Below are 13,916 nucleotides of genomic sequence, written 5' to 3'. Positions count from 1 at the left end.
ACCAGGTTGTTCAGCTCCCCCGCACCACGATCTTCACCTTCTGCCCCGCCCGCAGCGTATCGCGCGAACCCAGGCCGTTCAGCACGCGGAACCGCTGTTCCCTGGCGGTATCGTAAGCCATGCGATTTGCGAGCGACGAAACGGTGTCGCCGCTGCGCACCGTCACGACATCGATCCGTCGCGGAACGACGCGATTGGCCTCTGCCCGGCTGATGCGACGCATCGAATTGAACATCGGCGTGAACACGCCCGAACGGCCGGCCTGGCTGAGTGTGGCGAAATGATACGCCTGCCCGTTCGAGAATTCGTAAGCGAACACCACCACGTCGACCTGCCCGTTGCCGCTGTTGACGCGCGCGGTTCCGTATGCGGCAGGCAGGCCGTTGACGGTCGTCTGCTGGAGCGCAGCCGGCGCAAGCGTCTGCCGGTTTCCGCCGAGCGCACGAAATACCCGATGCACATAGTTGCTGAGATTGCCGTCGTAAGGTGCGGTGCTCAACTGCCCCTGGCCGCTCTGGCCGTTGATCGAGACCGCTCGCGTGCCGTTGACCATGTAGAAGCCCTGCGGCGCGGTAAACGACAGCCGCAGCTCGGGATGGATGAACTGCCGCCCTTCGATAATGCCCTGCTTCGGATCGTCGCCATAGACCAGCCCGTCGATCCGGGTCAGAAAGGTATCGCGGTTGGTCACCCCGGTTGTCCCGGCAGCACGCCGCATCGCGGCCTGGACCCTGCTTGCAGGGTCGGGGTGGGTGGAGGCCCATTCGGGCACCCTTGCATCGCCCCGCCCTTGCAACGAAGCATCCAGCGCGTTCTGCGCGGCGAGGCTTTGCAGAACGGTGGCCATGGCATGCGGATCGTAACCGGCCCGTGTCAGATACTGAATCCCCAGCTCGTCCGCCTGCAACTCCTGACTGCGCGAGAAGCGCAGCGTCAGCAATTGCGAGCCTTGCAGGAAGCCGCGCGAAAGTTGCTGGCCGATGCCGCTGTCGCCCAGGAAGATTCCCGAGAGAATGGCGCCCGCAACGCCGAAAAGCGTGTTTTGCTGCGCCTCGGCCTGGCGGCGCTGCGAATGACGCGCGGCGACGTGCCCCACTTCGTGCCCCAGCACGCCCGCCAGCTCAGCCTCGTTGTTCATCAACGTGACCAACTGGCGCGTCGTGTAGATGTAGCCGCCGGGAATGGCGAAGGCGTTGTTGACCGAGCTGTTGAGCAAAGTCACCGTGAAGTCCGACTGGGCATTGCCCAGTCCCGATCGCACGGCGATATTCCGCCCCACCTGCTCGACATATTGCGCGTGAGGGCCGCTCATCGCGCCGCCGAATTCCGCGAGCAGCTGCGGATGGGCTTCCGCGCCGGTCCGCGCTTCCGCCTGCGTGATCGGGGTCGATGCGCTGGGAATATTGGCCCCGGCACCCATGCACGACGTCAGCGCGAGCGATAATGCCGCGGTGGAACCAAGAGCGACTTTACTGATTCGAGGCATGGTGCCAAGTCTCCTCCGAGCGCGCGGCGTTCCTTCCACCGCTGCGATTGATCCTTGAAAACGAACCCTGAACAGGCGAACTTTGTTCCCATGGGCCCGATATGGCTCACCCCGCGACGCAGGGTCTTTCGGGCGTCGATTGCCTTCAGCTTGCGCGCTCAGGCCGCCCCGATCCGCAGGAAACGCTCTTCGCGGGCTCGGCGAAGCTCATCGGGCCCGAGAGGCTCCAGCGCCTCCAGTTCCTCGTCGATCGCCTGGGCCAGCGCCTGGGCCGCCGCTTCCGGATTGCGATGCGCGCCCCCCACCGGTTCGGGAACGATACGATCGATTACGCCGAGCGCTTCGAGATGCTGGGCCGTGACTTTCATCGCCTCGGCCGCATCGGGCGCCTTGTCGGCCGTGCGCCAGAGGATCGATGCGCAGCCTTCGGGCGAGATCACCGAATAGACCGCGTGTTCGAGCATCAGCACGCGCTCGGCGCTCGCCAGCGCGACCGCACCGCCCGAGCCGCCCTCCCCCACGATGGTCGCAACCATCGGCACGGGCAGCGCAAGGCATGCTTCGGTCGAGCGGGCGATCGCTTCGGCCTGTCCTCGCTCCTCCGCTTCGACGCCCGGGAACGCACCCGAAGTGTCGACCAGCGTCACCACCGGCAATCCGAAGCGGCCCGCCATGTCCATCAGGCGGATGGCCTTGCGATAGCCCTCCGGCTTGCCCATGCCGAAATTGTGTTTCAGCCGGCTCTCGGTGTCGTGACCTTTCTCGTGGCCGATCAACATCACCCGCCGCCCCCGCAGCTTTGCGAAACCGCCCAGGATCGCCTCGTCCTCGCCGTAGTAGCGATCGCCGCCGAGGGGGATGAACTCGTCGAATGCATGGCGAACAAGGTCGCGGAAATGCGGCCGCGAAGGATGGCGCGCAACTTGCGTCTTCTGCCACGGCGTCAACGACGCATAAGTGCTTGCCAGAAGATCGGTACTCTTGCGCTCGAGCCGTGCAAGCTCGGTCGAGATATCGACATCGTCGCCCTCGGCGGCGGTACGAAGTTCGGCGATACGCGCATCGAGCTGCGCCACGGGCTTCTCGAATTCGAGGTAGGAGATCATGCCTCAGCGCCTAGTCCGCGCCGTCGCGAACGGCAAGGGGATGCCGTTCGTTGACCAATGTCACCAGACGCGCGCTGTCGACGTGGGTGTAGATCTGCGTCGTGGCAATGTCGGCATGGCCGAGCAGCGATTGGAGCACGCGCAGATCTGCGCCCCCTTCCAGCAGATGAGTCGCGAAGGCATGGCGAAGGACGTGAGGGCTGACTTTCTCCGCATCCAGACCGGCGCTAGTGGCCAGCGATTTGAGCAATTGAAACAGGCGGATGCGGGTCAGATGCTTGCCGCTGCGCGAGGGGAACACGTATCGTCCGCCCGCGGGACGCAGCGCGAGCCAGCGCGAAAGCGCCGACCGGGCACGGCCGCTTACCGGCACCATGCGCGTCTGCCCGCCTTTCCCCGTGATCGTCAGAAACGGCGCGTCGCGCGGCACGGCGGCAAGCGGTAGCGAAACCAGCTCGGTGGCACGCAAGCCTGACCCGTAGAGCAGCTCGAGAAGCGTCAGCATACGAACCGCTGCGGGCGCATCGCCGCGCGCGTCCTCTTCCGCTCTGGCGAACAGGATCCCGACCTCGTCGTGAGACAGTATCCTCGGCAGCGGGCGCCTCGCCGCCGGGCGCGGGAGGGCCGGCGAAGGATCGTCCTCGCGCAAGCCTTCGTCGACCAGGAACCCATAGAACTGCCGCAGCGCGGAGGCCTTGCGCGCGACCGTCGATGGCGCAAGCGCGCTCCAGGCCTGCCCCAGCCGGGCGAGATCGGCGCGAGTTGCATCTGCGAGAGGGCCGACGATCTCGCCCGCGCGTTCCAGATCCCTGCGATATGCCGCCAGCGTGTTGCTCGCCGCGCCCCGTTCGGCGGCGAGCATGGCGAGGAAATCCTCGACCGGGGCGGCCATCACGCGCGCGCCACCGCCTCCGCCGCGATCATCCGCGCTTCGGCCGAAAGGCCGACACGATTCAATGCCGACACGATATGATAGAGATGGCGCGCCGTCATCTTGTCCCAGGCATCGCCCTGCATGCCGAGACCGGCCAGCAGGGCCACCAGGGCGGCATTGTCGACCGCAGCGGCCCGTTCGATCGTCCGCGTCCACTTGCTGTCCCGCAACAGTTCCATCGCCAGCCGGTCGCTATAGGAGCGGGCGGTCGAGTCATCGATCCGGCCGAGACCCGCAAGCGCCGCGACAAGGAATTGCGACTTGCGCCGACTGTCGCTGTCGTCTTCGTCCACGAAAGCATCGAGCTGTCCGCCGGCGATGTTGCCTCCGCCCTCGGGCCGAGCCAGCGCCAGCAAAGCCCAGCCGAGGCCGCCCTGCTCCACGACCTGCGACCATTCCATCGCGTCGCGATCGAGCCCGGCCGACAGCATCGAGGCGATCAAGGTCGGCGCCTCGTCGCGAAACTCCTCGCTCGCGGGCATTCGCGCCGATGCATATGCGGTAAGCACGAGCCGGCTGTATTCCGCCCCGCCTCCGCCCCAGATGGCGCGCATCGCCGCAAGCCGCGCGGCCGGGGTGTCGCCGGTGTAGGCCATGCGCAGGCGAGCGGCCGCTTCCGCGCCATCGCCGTCCTCGGCGCTGTTCAGAACCTCGCTGTAGAGGCTGACCATGGCAGAAGCCGACAGAATGCCCTCGCCCGCGGCACGATGCGCGCCGGGGAGCCTGTCGGCGGGCGCAAGCGTCGGCGCGATCGCCGCCGCCCTGCTGTAATAGGGCGGCAGATCGGCAAGCAATCGCTCGGGGATTTCGGCGCCGACGGCATTGGCCAGGGCGTAACGCCACGGCGTCATCTCGTCGACTTCGTCCCATTCGAGGTTCACCGCCTGCCGGCCCGACCCGGCCGCGCCGGCAAAGCGCTGTGCCAGGAGAACGTCGATCGCCGGCGCGGTTCCGCGCGAAAGAGCCCGGCGCAGCTCGGTCGCCGCGCGCACTCCCTGGCCGGCATAGGCGGCGCAAATCGACTGCCACAGCTGCCACCGGCCATCGTCGCGATCGCTTCCCTGAAGCTGGACGGCCGGACAAGCACCGACGATGTCGCCGGTTGCCACATAGGCTTCGAGCGCGGCATCGGTTAGCGGACGGTGCCAGTTGCTGGTATCGACGTCCTGCGCAATGCCGCGGGCGGCCGTGTATTCCCCCATCGCGTTGAGAGCCGCCGCGCGCAAGGCGGCGAAGTCCACCGGGTCCATGCCGTCCGGCGCGGTCAGCCGGCTCGCGAGGGTGCGGCGTACCAGAATATGGCCCCAGCGCGACACCAGGGGGCCGCGCATCCCGGCGATTATCGCCCGCACGAGAGAGGCCGGCTGTGCTTCCAGCGAAGCCGTGGCGAAACCCCCTTCGGCAGGACCGACGATCCCCACTTCGGACAGCGACCGGCGCGCTGCAGGCGGAATGTCGTAACGCGGCTTGAGCCCCAGAAGCTCGTCCAGCTCGTCGGTATTCATCGCCTCCAGCTCCTCGAGCGAAGGCAGATCGTCGGGCAGGTCTATCGCCGGCTGCGGTTCGGCCGATCGTTCAGGCAAAGGCTGGATCACCGGTGTGCCGGTGCTGTCGGAAGGAGGCGTGGAGCCCTCTGCCGGTGCGGCGGGTGCCGGGGCCGGCGGTGCAGGCGTCGCGGTCGGCTCGGCCGGCGGCGGATCGTCGAATCCGGGCGGCAGCAACGATTCGGGCGCCCCTTGCGCCAGCACGAGAGTGGATGTGAGCGCCAGCGCGGCGGCGCCTGTTGCAAGCAGCGTCTTCATCGAATGCCCTCGGGCACCGGAACCGGCTCTGCGATCGGCCGCAGCGGCTCCTCCCCACCGTCGATCCAGGCATAGAGCAACAGGGCGGCAACCAGCACCACCAACGCCCCTACGGCACGCCTACCCGTCATCGCCAAGCCAGCAGACCCTTTCTTGCATATGCTGCACGGTTGCGCGGCATCTAGCCCATCTATAGGCGAAGCGGCAATGACCCAGGCGGACGAAAAGCTCAGCGATGCAGAGATCGCCCGAATAGCGCACCGGATCGATCGGCCGATTGCGCTCGTCGGGCTGATGGGGGTCGGCAAGTCGACGGTCGGCCGAAAACTGGCAGCTCTGCTGGGGAAGGACTTCGTCGATGCGGACGAGGCGATCGAAGAAGCCGCACAGATGACCGTCGCGGATATTTTCGAACAGTTCGGCGAAGCCTATTTCCGCGACGGCGAACGGCGTGTGATCGCACGGCTGATCGAAGAGGGGCACGGCGTCATCGCAACCGGAGGCGGCGCGTTCGTGAAAGAGGAAACGCGGACCCTGCTGCTCGATCGGGCTATCCCCATCTGGATAGACTGCGATGTCGACACCCTTGTCGAACGGACCGCGCGGCGCGACGTCCGCCCGCTGTTGCGCGATGGCGATCCGCACGAGATTCTCACCCGCCTGCGCCGCGAACGCGAACCGTTCTACGCCCTGGCACCCATTCGCATTACCGGCGAAAACCGCCCGCACGTCGATACGGCGATGGCGATAATCGGAGCAATCGATCGATGGCTGTAGTGCCTGTGGAACTGGGCGGGCGATCCTATAAGGTGCGCATTGCGCCCAACCTGCTGGCCGAGGCGGGGCAGCATTGCCTTCCGCTGTTGCGGAAGAACAGCGTCTCCATCGTCACCGACACGAACGTGGCCGGGGACTGGCGAAAGATCGTGGAACGGTCTTTCGATCAGGCGGGAATTGCCACCCGCTGGCTCGTGCTCGATCCCGGCGAATCGACAAAGAGCTGGGCCGGTCTCGAACAGGTCACCGACTGGCTTCTGGCCGGGCAGGTGGAACGCGGCGATCACGTCGTCGCGCTGGGTGGCGGCGTGATCGGCGATCTGGTCGGGTTCGCCGCTGCCATCCTCAAACGCGGCTGCCGGTTTATCCAACTGCCGACTTCGCTGCTCGCCCAGGTCGACAGTTCGGTCGGGGGAAAGACCGCTATCAACGCCGGAGCGGGGAAAAACCTGATCGGGGCCTTTCATCAGCCTTCGCTGGTGCTGGCCGACCTCTCGGCGCTCACCACCCTTCCCGATCGGCAGATGCGTGCGGGTTATGCCGAAGTGTTGAAATACGGGGTTCTCGGCGATCGGACATTCTTCGACTGGCTGGTGGAAAACGGCGCGGCAGTGCTAGCGCGCGAAAGCGACGCGCTGGAACATGCGGTGGCCACCAGCGTCGCCGCCAAGGCCCGCATCGTGGCGGAGGACGAGCGCGAAACCGCCGATCTGCGCGCGCTGCTCAATCTCGGGCATACTTTCGGACATGCTCTCGAGGCCGAGACGGGATTTTCCGATCGCCTGCTCCATGGCGAGGCGGTTGCGCTCGGCATGGTTCTCGCGGCGCGATACTCCGCCAGGCTCGATCTGATTTCCACAGACGATGCAACCCGCGTGGCACAGGCGGTCGAAACGGCCGGGCTTCCAAGCGAAATCGCGGCGCTCGGGCTCGATTGCGACGGCCGGCGACTTGCGGAGCACATGCTGCACGACAAGAAGATGGACGCCGGCACCTTGCCCTTCATCCTTCTGAACGGCATCGGATCGGCCTTCGTCGCAAGGGACGTTGCACTGGCCGATGTCGCCGCCTTCCTCGACGAACAGCTACCCGCGCACTAGTTCGGGCAGGAGATCGACGCGTTCGAAGCCGTCGAACAGGGCGGAGACCAGCAGGCTGCGATGGCATTCCGCCGCTTTCCGTTCGTAGCATAGCAGAGCCACCCGGCCCGTTTCGGCCAGTGTGCGCAGTTCGGCCATCTGAGCCAGCGCTTCGGGCAGTTCGAGCTGCCCGGAATAGATCCGGTCCAGCTCCGCGAGATCGCCCCGCCGGGCGGCGGCGCGCCCCTCCGTCGGGGTGCCGAGATGGCGAAAGTGACGATAGCCGATCCCGGCTTCTTCCACCGCAGCCCGCAGGCTGTTCTTCGAGAAGCCCGGCCGCCGCGACAGCGGGAGGTAGCGGACGTCCGCAAGGACCTCCACCGCAGCGTTCACGAGACATTCGACCAGGGCGGACTGGGTGATCTGTTCGTAGCCGACGGTCCAGATGCGCGAGGGCATCAGAACAGGCGCGACCCGTTGGGCACCGGCTTGTCCGGCCGGAACAGCACGACGTCGCCGTTCTCGTCCGCAAAACCGAGGGTCAGGACTTCGGACATCATCGGCCCGATCTGGCGGGGCGGGAAGTTGACCACGGCCGCGACCTGACGTCCGGGCAGGTCCTCGAGCGAATAGTTCGCCACGATCTGCGCCGAGCTCTTCTTCTCACCGATCGCAGGCCCGAAATCGATCCACAGGCGATAACTGGGCTTGCGCGCTTCGGGAAAGGGTTCGGCCGAAACGATGGTCCCGACGCGGATATCCGCCTTCAGGAAAGTCTCGAAGTCCGTCTCGTCCGCGGCCGGGGTATCGGGGGAATGGTTGAGGTGCACTATTCCAGCTCCAGGATCACCTCGTCGACCGCGAGGCTGTCGCCCTGCGCGGCATTGATCTTGCCGATCGTGCCGGCCTTCTCGGCGCGCAGGATGTTTTCCATCTTCATCGCCTCGACCGTGGCGAGCGGCTGGCCCGGCTGGACTTCCTCCCCTTCGCTCACGTGCAGTTTCACGAGCAGGCCTGGCATCGGGCAGATCAGCATTTTCGAAAGATCGGGCGGCTCCTTCTCGATCATGTGCTCCGCGAGATGTGCAATCCGGCTCTGGAGGATGCGCAAGCTGTGCGTGGCACCGCGGGTGGTGATCGCATAGCCGGTGCGTGTGGGTTTGAGCTGAAGCGTCAGTGCCGTTCCCGTGTCCCCGTCGGTGCCGCCATGTACCACCTCCACCATCGTTTCGCCGGGGGTATATTCCATCTCCAGCGCAACCGGTTCGCCATCGACGGTGATCGCGTCCTCCGCCAGGCGCACTTCGTAAGTGTTCGCGTTTTCCTCCCGCTCGCCGATGCGGACTGTCCAGTCGCCCGGGGCGTAGAATTCGCGATCGAGCTGCTGGTCGATCCGCCGCGCGCGATCGGCATCGGCAGTGGCGATCACGCCGCCGACCGCCGCGAGCACGCGCTTCAGTTCGTCCGAAGCTGGCGCACCGGCGAAGCCCTCGGGATACTCTTCCGCAATGAAACCGGTCGTCAGTTCGCCCGAACGGAAACGCGGATGCTGCATGATCGCGCTGAGGAAATCGACATTGTGTCCCAGCCCCTCGATGCGGAAGGCGTCGAGCGCCGCGACCTGGAGGTCGGCCGCATCGTCGCGCGTTTCACCCCAGGTTATCAGCTTGGCGATCATCGGGTCGTAAAACATCGAGACTTCGCCGCCTTCGAACACACCGTCGTCGACGCGAACACCGTCGACGCCGCGGCGGCCGTTCTCCGCGCCGTCGTCGGCCCAGGGCTCGACCGGTGGCCGATAGTGCACGAGACGGCCGGTGGAGGGCAGGAACCCGCGATAGGGATCTTCGGCATAGACGCGGTTCTCGATCGCCCAGCCATCGATCTTCACGTCTTCCTGCGCCATCGTGAGCTTCTCGCCGGCTGCGACGCGGATCATCTGTTCGACCAGATCAACACCGGTGATCGCCTCGGTCACCGGATGTTCAACCTGCAGCCGGGTGTTCATTTCGAGGAAGTAGAAGCTCTCGCCGGTCGTGTCGGCACCGCTCACGATCAGTTCGACCGTGCCCGCGCTGTAATAGCCGACCGCTTTGGACAAGGCGACGCATTGTTCGCCCATGGCCTTGCGCATCTTCGGCGTCACGAAGGGCGACGGCGCTTCCTCCACCACCTTCTGATGGCGGCGCTGGATACTGCATTCGCGTTCGTTCAGGTAGATGATGTTGCCGTGCTTGTCGCCGAGGATCTGGATTTCGATGTGGCGCGGATCCTCGATGAACTTTTCGATGAAGACGCGGTCGTCGCCGAAGGAATTGAGGCCTTCGCGTTTGGTCGCCTCGAACCCTTCGCGAACGTCCTTCTCGCTATAGGCGAGCCGCATGCCCTTACCGCCGCCGCCGGCGCTGGCCTTCATCATCACCGGGTAGCCGATCTCGTTGCTGATCTCGACCGCATGATCGGTATCGCGGATTTCGCCGACGAAGCCAGGCACGACATTAACTCCCGCCTCGCGGGCGATCTTCTTGGACTGGATCTTGTCGCCCATCGCCGCAATCGCGTTCGCTGGCGGGCCGATGAAGACGATGCCCTCCTTGTCCAGCGCCTCGACGAAGCTCGCGCGTTCCGAGAGGAAGCCATAGCCGGGGTGGACGGCTTCGGCGCCAGTCTGGCGGGCGGCGGCGATGATCTTCTCGGCCTGCAAATAGCTTTCCGAGGCGGCAGCGGGGCCGATATGCACCGCCTCGTCCGCCATGCGCACGAAAGGCGCCCGGGCATCGGCATCGGAATAGACCGCCACCGTGGCGATACCCATCCGCCGCGCGGTCTTGATCACGCGGCAGGCGATTTCCCCACGGTTGGCGATAAGGATCTTCTTGAACATTTTTCCGTTTTCCAGTGCGCTTGAATCTGTGCCAGTGCCTGTTCGAGATCGGCGGCGATATCCCGACAAGCTCTATCCCGTACGGGCGGCGACGATCCCCTTCTCCGGCGCATCCTCGACGGCCGTATCCGCCGTCTGGCAGGCAGCGGCCCGCATCGGTTCGTCCTGCGCCAGCGCTGTCAGGCCCAGCTTCGCAAACAGCGCCGCATCGGTGTCGTCGCCCGCGTTGGGGGCGGTGAGCAGCTTGTCGCCAGTGAAGATCGAGTTCGCGCCGGCCAGGAAGCACAGCGCCTGTGTCGCCTCGCTCATGCTCTCGCGTCCGGCGGAGAGGCGCACCATGGACATCGGCATACAGATACGCGCCACCGCCACGGTGCGGACGAACTCGATATCGTCGATCTTGGCGAGCGGCGTATCGGCCAGCATGTCGCCCAGCACCGTGCCCTTGACCGGCACCAGCGCATTGACCGGCACACTTTCCGGGTGGCGTTCGAGCGTGGCGAGCGTGTGGACGAAGCTCACCCGGTCCGCACGTGTCTCGCCCATGCCAACGATCCCGCCGCTGCACACGTTGATCCCCGCATCGCGCACGTTCTGCAGCGTATCGAGCCGGTCCTGATAGTTGCGGGTCGAGATCACCCGCTCATAATATTCGGGGCCGGTGTCGACATTGTGGTTGTAGTAATCGAGGCCGGCTTCCTTCAGCATCTCCGCCTGTTTGGGCGTCAGCATGCCCAGGGTCATGCAGGTCTCCAGCCCCATGGCGCGCACGCCCTTCACGATCTCGACGATCGCGGGCATGTCGCGGTCCTTGGGATTGCGCCAGGCGGCGCCCATGCAGAACCGCTGGCTGCCTGCATCCTTGGCCTGCGCAGCGCGCTGGAGGACCGATTGCACCTCCATCAGCTTGGTCGCTTCGACCCCGCTGTCGGCCTTCACAGACTGCGAGCAATAGCCGCAATCCTCCGGGCAACCGCCGGTCTTGATCGACAGCAGCGTGCACAGCTGCACTTGTTCGGGGGGATGGAATTCGCGGTGGACGGTCGCCGCGCGGAACAACAGCTCGGTGAAAGGAAGGTCGAACAGGTCGGCGATTTCCTCGCGCGTCCAGTCGGTGCGGATTCGAGTCATACGGGTTTCCTGGCAAGATAGAGGCCGATTGCCATGACAACCAGACCAAGCGCGCGCTTGAAAGTAATCGCGCTCTGGATGGAGCCCAGCAGGCCGAAGTGATCGATTATGGCCGCGGCGACGATCTGGCCGAGCAGCACGAAGAAGATGGCATTGCCAAGGCCGATGCGCGGCGCGGAAAAAGCCACCGATGTGGCGTAGAACAGCATGACCACCGCCCCGATCCAGAGCCATGGCCGCTCGAATGTGAACGAGGCAGGATCGGGGAAGCCAGTAACGACGAGCATCGCAGTGGCGATTACAAAGCCCACTGCGAACGTCACCGCAGTGGCGGCCACCGGTCCGCCGAGCTGCTGGCCGAGCGCAGAATTGAGCGCTGCAAAAACGGGAATGCCCAGCCCGGCCGCGAACATCATCGCGGCTATCGGAACGAAGGCGCTCGAAGAGGACGCGCTCACTCCGCCGCCTCGTCGAGATCTTCGCCCGCCGGCGGCATGTTGTGGCCCAGCAGGCGCAGCACGTCGGCCGCGCATTCGACGACGTTGCTGCCCGGGCCGTAGATGCCCTGCACCCCGGCCTCCCGCAGGAAATCGTAATCCTTGGCCGGGATCACGCCGCCCGCCACGACCTTGATGTCGGCACGGCCCGCTTCCTTCAGGTGCCCGATCAGTTCGGGAATCAGTGTCTTGTGCCCGGCGGCGAGACTGCTCGCACCCACTGCGTCGACATCGTTTTCCAGCGCCATTTCGGCGGTTTCGCGTGGTGTCTGGAACAGTGGCCCGCTCAACACGTCGAAGCCCATGTCGGCAAAGGCGGATGCGATCACATTGGCCCCGCGGTCGTGGCCGTCCTGGCCCATCTTGGCGACCATGACCTTCGGCTTGCGCCCCAGGCGCCGCGCGACCGCCTCGACCCCGCGCACGACCTGCTCGTAGCGCTCGTCGCCGGCATAGGCTTTCGAATATATGCCCCTCACGGGCGTCGGCATCGTGTCGTAGCGGCCGAAGGCCTTTTCCATCGCCGCAGAGATCTCGCCCAGCGTTGCGTCCTGGCGGGCGGCCTCGACCGCCAGCGCCAGGAGGTTATCGCCGGATTCGGCACCGCGCGTCAGCCCTTCCAGCGCCCGGTCGCAGGCCGCGCCGTCGCGCTCCGCCCGGACGCGCTCGATCCGCGTGATCTGGCTATGCCGTACCTTGTGATTGTCGATGTCGAGCGTCTCGATCTCGGCCTCTTCGGGCAGGCGATATTTGTTCACGCCCACGATCACGGTTTCGCCGCGATCGACCATCGCCTGCTTGCGCGCGGCGGCCTCTTCGATCTGCGCCTTGGGCTTGCCGCTGGCGACATAGGCGGTCATCCCGCCCGCCGCATCGACCTCGTCGATCAGCGCGCCGGCCTGTTCGACCAGCGCGGCGGTGAGGCTTTCGATATAATAGCTGCCGCCCAGCGGATCGGCGACATTGGTAATGCCGGTTTCCTCCTGGATCACCAGCTGCGTGTTGCGCGCGATGCGGGCGGAGAAATCGGTCGGCAGAGCGATCGCCTCGTCCAACGCATTTGTGTGGAGCGACTGCGTGCCGCCCAGCACCGCTGCCATCGCCTCGATGGTCGTGCGGATGACGTTGTTGTAAGGGTCCTGCTCCTGCAGCGAAACGCCGCTGGTCTGGCAGTGCGTCCGCAGCATTTTCGACTTGGGATTCTGCGCGCCCAGCCCTTCCATCACATCATGCCACAGGGCGCGCCCGGCGCGCATCTTGGCAATCTCCATGAAGAAATTCATTCCGATGCCCCAGAAGAAGCTGAGGCGCGGCGCGAAGGCATCGATATCGAGGCCCGCCTCCATCGCGCGTTTGGCGTATTCCTTGCCGTCGGCGATGGTGAAGGCCAGTTCCTGAACCGCGGTCGCCCCGGCCTCGTGCATGTGATAGCCGCTGATCGAGATGCTGTTGAACCGCGGCATGTTCTGGCTGGTGTAGGCGATGATGTCGCTCACGATCCGCATGCTCGGCTCAGGCGGATAGATATAGGTGTTGCGGACCATGAACTCCTTAAGGATGTCGTTCTGGATGGTCCCCGAAAGCTTCTCCTGAGAAACGCCCTGCCGCTCCGCTGCGACGATGTAGAATGCCAGGACGGGGATCACCGCGCCGTTCATCGTCATCGAGACGCTCATCTGGTCGAGCGGGATCTGGTCGAACAGGATTTCCATGTCGCGCACGGTGTCGATCGCGACGCCCGCCTTGCCGACATCGCCGACCACGCGCGGGTGATCGCTGTCGTAACCGCGATGGGTGGCGAGGTCGAAAGCGACCGAGAGACCCTTCTGACCGGCCGCGAGATTGCGGCGATAGAAGGCGTTCGATTCCTCCGCCGTCGAAAAGCCCGCATACTGCCGGATGGTCCACGGGCGACCGGTGTACATCGAGGCATAGGGCCCGCGGGTGAACGGGGCGAAACCGGGAACGCCGGGGTCGAGGCCTTCGGTGTCCTCGCTGGTGTAGAGCGGCTTGACGTCGATGCCTTCGGGCGTGTGCCAGGTGAGGTCGCGGCCCTTCACTTCCTTGTCGGCGAGCGGCTTCCAGTCGTCATAGGTCGGCTTGTCGTTCATGCGCTCCCCCTAAACACAATCGTATGCACAGGGGAAGGGCAACGAAATCCTCGCTCCCTCTAGCGCGGTTGGCCCCGAACCCCGGCGCTTCCTGCCTGGCCGGGGGCGG

At 65.5% G+C, this 13,916-nt stretch carries 13 protein-coding genes; 2 read left to right on the top strand and 11 right to left on the bottom strand.

All coding sequences use genetic code 11. The features are described from left to right. Nucleotides 1-10 precede the first annotated feature (10 nt). The 5 genes from V5F89_RS12995 to V5F89_RS12975 all read right to left on the bottom strand — a co-directional run bounded on the left by V5F89_RS12995 (nt 11) and on the right by V5F89_RS12975 (nt 5,459). Complete coding sequence (locus V5F89_RS12995) at nt 11-1,486, bottom strand: M48 family metalloprotease (RefSeq protein WP_338446056.1); 1,476 nt, start codon at nt 1,484-1,486, stop codon at nt 11-13. Between the two features lie 158 nt (nt 1,487-1,644). Continuing rightward, nucleotides 1,645-2,592, bottom strand: a complete 948-nt coding sequence (locus V5F89_RS12990; protein ID WP_338446055.1) for an acetyl-CoA carboxylase carboxyltransferase subunit alpha — start codon at nt 2,590-2,592, stop codon at nt 1,645-1,647. Nucleotides 2,593-2,602: 10 nt separating this feature from the next. After that, nucleotides 2,603-3,484 (bottom strand): tyrosine recombinase, encoded by an 882-nt coding sequence (locus tag V5F89_RS12985; RefSeq protein WP_338446054.1) that lies wholly within the window; start codon nt 3,482-3,484, stop codon nt 2,603-2,605. Then, the gene (locus V5F89_RS12980) at nt 3,484-5,328 is read right to left on the bottom strand and encodes a hypothetical protein (RefSeq protein ID WP_338446053.1); all 1,845 of its coding nucleotides are present in this window, start codon (nt 5,326-5,328) and stop codon (nt 3,484-3,486) included. The genes V5F89_RS12985 and V5F89_RS12980 overlap by 1 nt, the downstream gene beginning before the upstream one ends. Continuing rightward, nucleotides 5,325-5,459 (bottom strand): hypothetical protein, encoded by a 135-nt coding sequence (locus V5F89_RS12975; RefSeq protein ID WP_338446052.1) that lies wholly within the window; start codon nt 5,457-5,459, stop codon nt 5,325-5,327. Before V5F89_RS12975 ends, V5F89_RS12980 begins: the two co-directional genes overlap by 4 nt. A 76-nt stretch (nt 5,460-5,535) precedes the next feature. On the opposite strand from V5F89_RS12975, the gene V5F89_RS12970 reads away from it, so the two are divergent. Continuing rightward, nucleotides 5,536-6,105, top strand: a complete 570-nt coding sequence (locus tag V5F89_RS12970; protein WP_338446051.1) for a shikimate kinase — start codon at nt 5,536-5,538, stop codon at nt 6,103-6,105. Continuing rightward, nucleotides 6,096-7,205 carry a 3-dehydroquinate synthase gene (aroB, locus tag V5F89_RS12965; protein WP_338446050.1) on the top strand — a complete coding sequence of 370 codons (1,110 nt, stop codon included), beginning with the start codon at nt 6,096-6,098 and terminating at the stop codon, nt 7,203-7,205. Before V5F89_RS12970 ends, aroB begins: the two co-directional genes overlap by 10 nt. Here aroB and V5F89_RS12960 read toward each other — a convergent pair. The 6 genes from V5F89_RS12960 to scpA form a co-directional block, all read right to left on the bottom strand. Next, entirely contained in the window at nt 7,191-7,643 is a 453-nt protein-coding gene (locus V5F89_RS12960) for a DUF488 domain-containing protein (RefSeq protein WP_338446049.1), read from the bottom strand. The genes aroB and V5F89_RS12960 overlap by 15 nt on opposite strands. Beyond that, complete coding sequence (locus V5F89_RS12955) at nt 7,643-8,014, bottom strand: tRNA-binding protein (RefSeq protein WP_338446048.1); 372 nt, start codon at nt 8,012-8,014, stop codon at nt 7,643-7,645. Before V5F89_RS12955 ends, V5F89_RS12960 begins: the two co-directional genes overlap by 1 nt. Continuing rightward, the gene (locus V5F89_RS12950) at nt 8,014-10,068 is read right to left on the bottom strand and encodes an acetyl/propionyl/methylcrotonyl-CoA carboxylase subunit alpha (RefSeq protein WP_338446047.1); all 2,055 of its coding nucleotides are present in this window, start codon (nt 10,066-10,068) and stop codon (nt 8,014-8,016) included. The genes V5F89_RS12955 and V5F89_RS12950 overlap by 1 nt, the downstream gene beginning before the upstream one ends. 72 nt (nt 10,069-10,140) lie before the next feature. Beyond that, entirely contained in the window at nt 10,141-11,199 is a 1,059-nt protein-coding gene (gene bioB, locus V5F89_RS12945) for a biotin synthase BioB (protein ID WP_338446046.1), read from the bottom strand. Continuing rightward, a complete protein-coding gene (locus V5F89_RS12940; protein ID WP_338446045.1) occupies nt 11,196-11,657 on the bottom strand; it encodes a DMT family transporter in 462 nt (153 codons plus the stop codon). Before V5F89_RS12940 ends, bioB begins: the two co-directional genes overlap by 4 nt. Next, nucleotides 11,654-13,807 (bottom strand): methylmalonyl-CoA mutase, encoded by a 2,154-nt coding sequence (gene scpA, locus V5F89_RS12935; protein ID WP_338446044.1) that lies wholly within the window; start codon nt 13,805-13,807, stop codon nt 11,654-11,656. The genes V5F89_RS12940 and scpA overlap by 4 nt, the downstream gene beginning before the upstream one ends. Nucleotides 13,808-13,916: the final 109 nt, after the last annotated feature.

This window comes from Pelagerythrobacter marensis (genome assembly GCF_036700095.1).
In the GTDB taxonomy this organism is placed as follows: Bacteria; Pseudomonadota; Alphaproteobacteria; order Sphingomonadales; family Sphingomonadaceae; genus Pelagerythrobacter; species Pelagerythrobacter marensis_A.
Note: the sequence above shows the minus strand (reverse complement) of the source record. Positions and strands in the feature narration are given on the sequence as shown.

Excerpts from the sequence above, each read along its gene's own strand:
- V5F89_RS12985 (WP_338446054.1), bottom strand. The coding sequence starts at position 3,484 with ATGGCCGCCCCGGTCGAGGATTTCCTCGCCATGCTCGCCGCCGAACGG.
- V5F89_RS12995 (WP_338446056.1), bottom strand. The coding sequence starts at position 1,486 with ATGCCTCGAATCAGTAAAGTCGCTCTTGGTTCCACCGCGGCATTATCG.
- V5F89_RS12980 (WP_338446053.1), bottom strand. The coding sequence starts at position 5,328 with ATGAAGACGCTGCTTGCAACAGGCGCCGCCGCGCTGGCGCTCACATCC.
- V5F89_RS12960 (WP_338446049.1), bottom strand. The coding sequence starts at position 7,643 with ATGCCCTCGCGCATCTGGACCGTCGGCTACGAACAGATCACCCAGTCC.
- V5F89_RS12975 (WP_338446052.1), bottom strand. The coding sequence starts at position 5,459 with ATGACGGGTAGGCGTGCCGTAGGGGCGTTGGTGGTGCTGGTTGCCGCC.
- V5F89_RS12990 (WP_338446055.1), bottom strand. The coding sequence starts at position 2,592 with ATGATCTCCTACCTCGAATTCGAGAAGCCCGTGGCGCAGCTCGATGCG.
- V5F89_RS12970 (WP_338446051.1), top strand. The coding sequence starts at position 5,536 with ATGACCCAGGCGGACGAAAAGCTCAGCGATGCAGAGATCGCCCGAATA.
- V5F89_RS12950 (WP_338446047.1), bottom strand. The coding sequence starts at position 10,068 with ATGTTCAAGAAGATCCTTATCGCCAACCGTGGGGAAATCGCCTGCCGC.
- scpA (WP_338446044.1), bottom strand. The coding sequence starts at position 13,807 with ATGAACGACAAGCCGACCTATGACGACTGGAAGCCGCTCGCCGACAAG.
- bioB (WP_338446046.1), bottom strand. The coding sequence starts at position 11,199 with ATGACTCGAATCCGCACCGACTGGACGCGCGAGGAAATCGCCGACCTG.
- aroB (WP_338446050.1), top strand. The coding sequence starts at position 6,096 with ATGGCTGTAGTGCCTGTGGAACTGGGCGGGCGATCCTATAAGGTGCGC.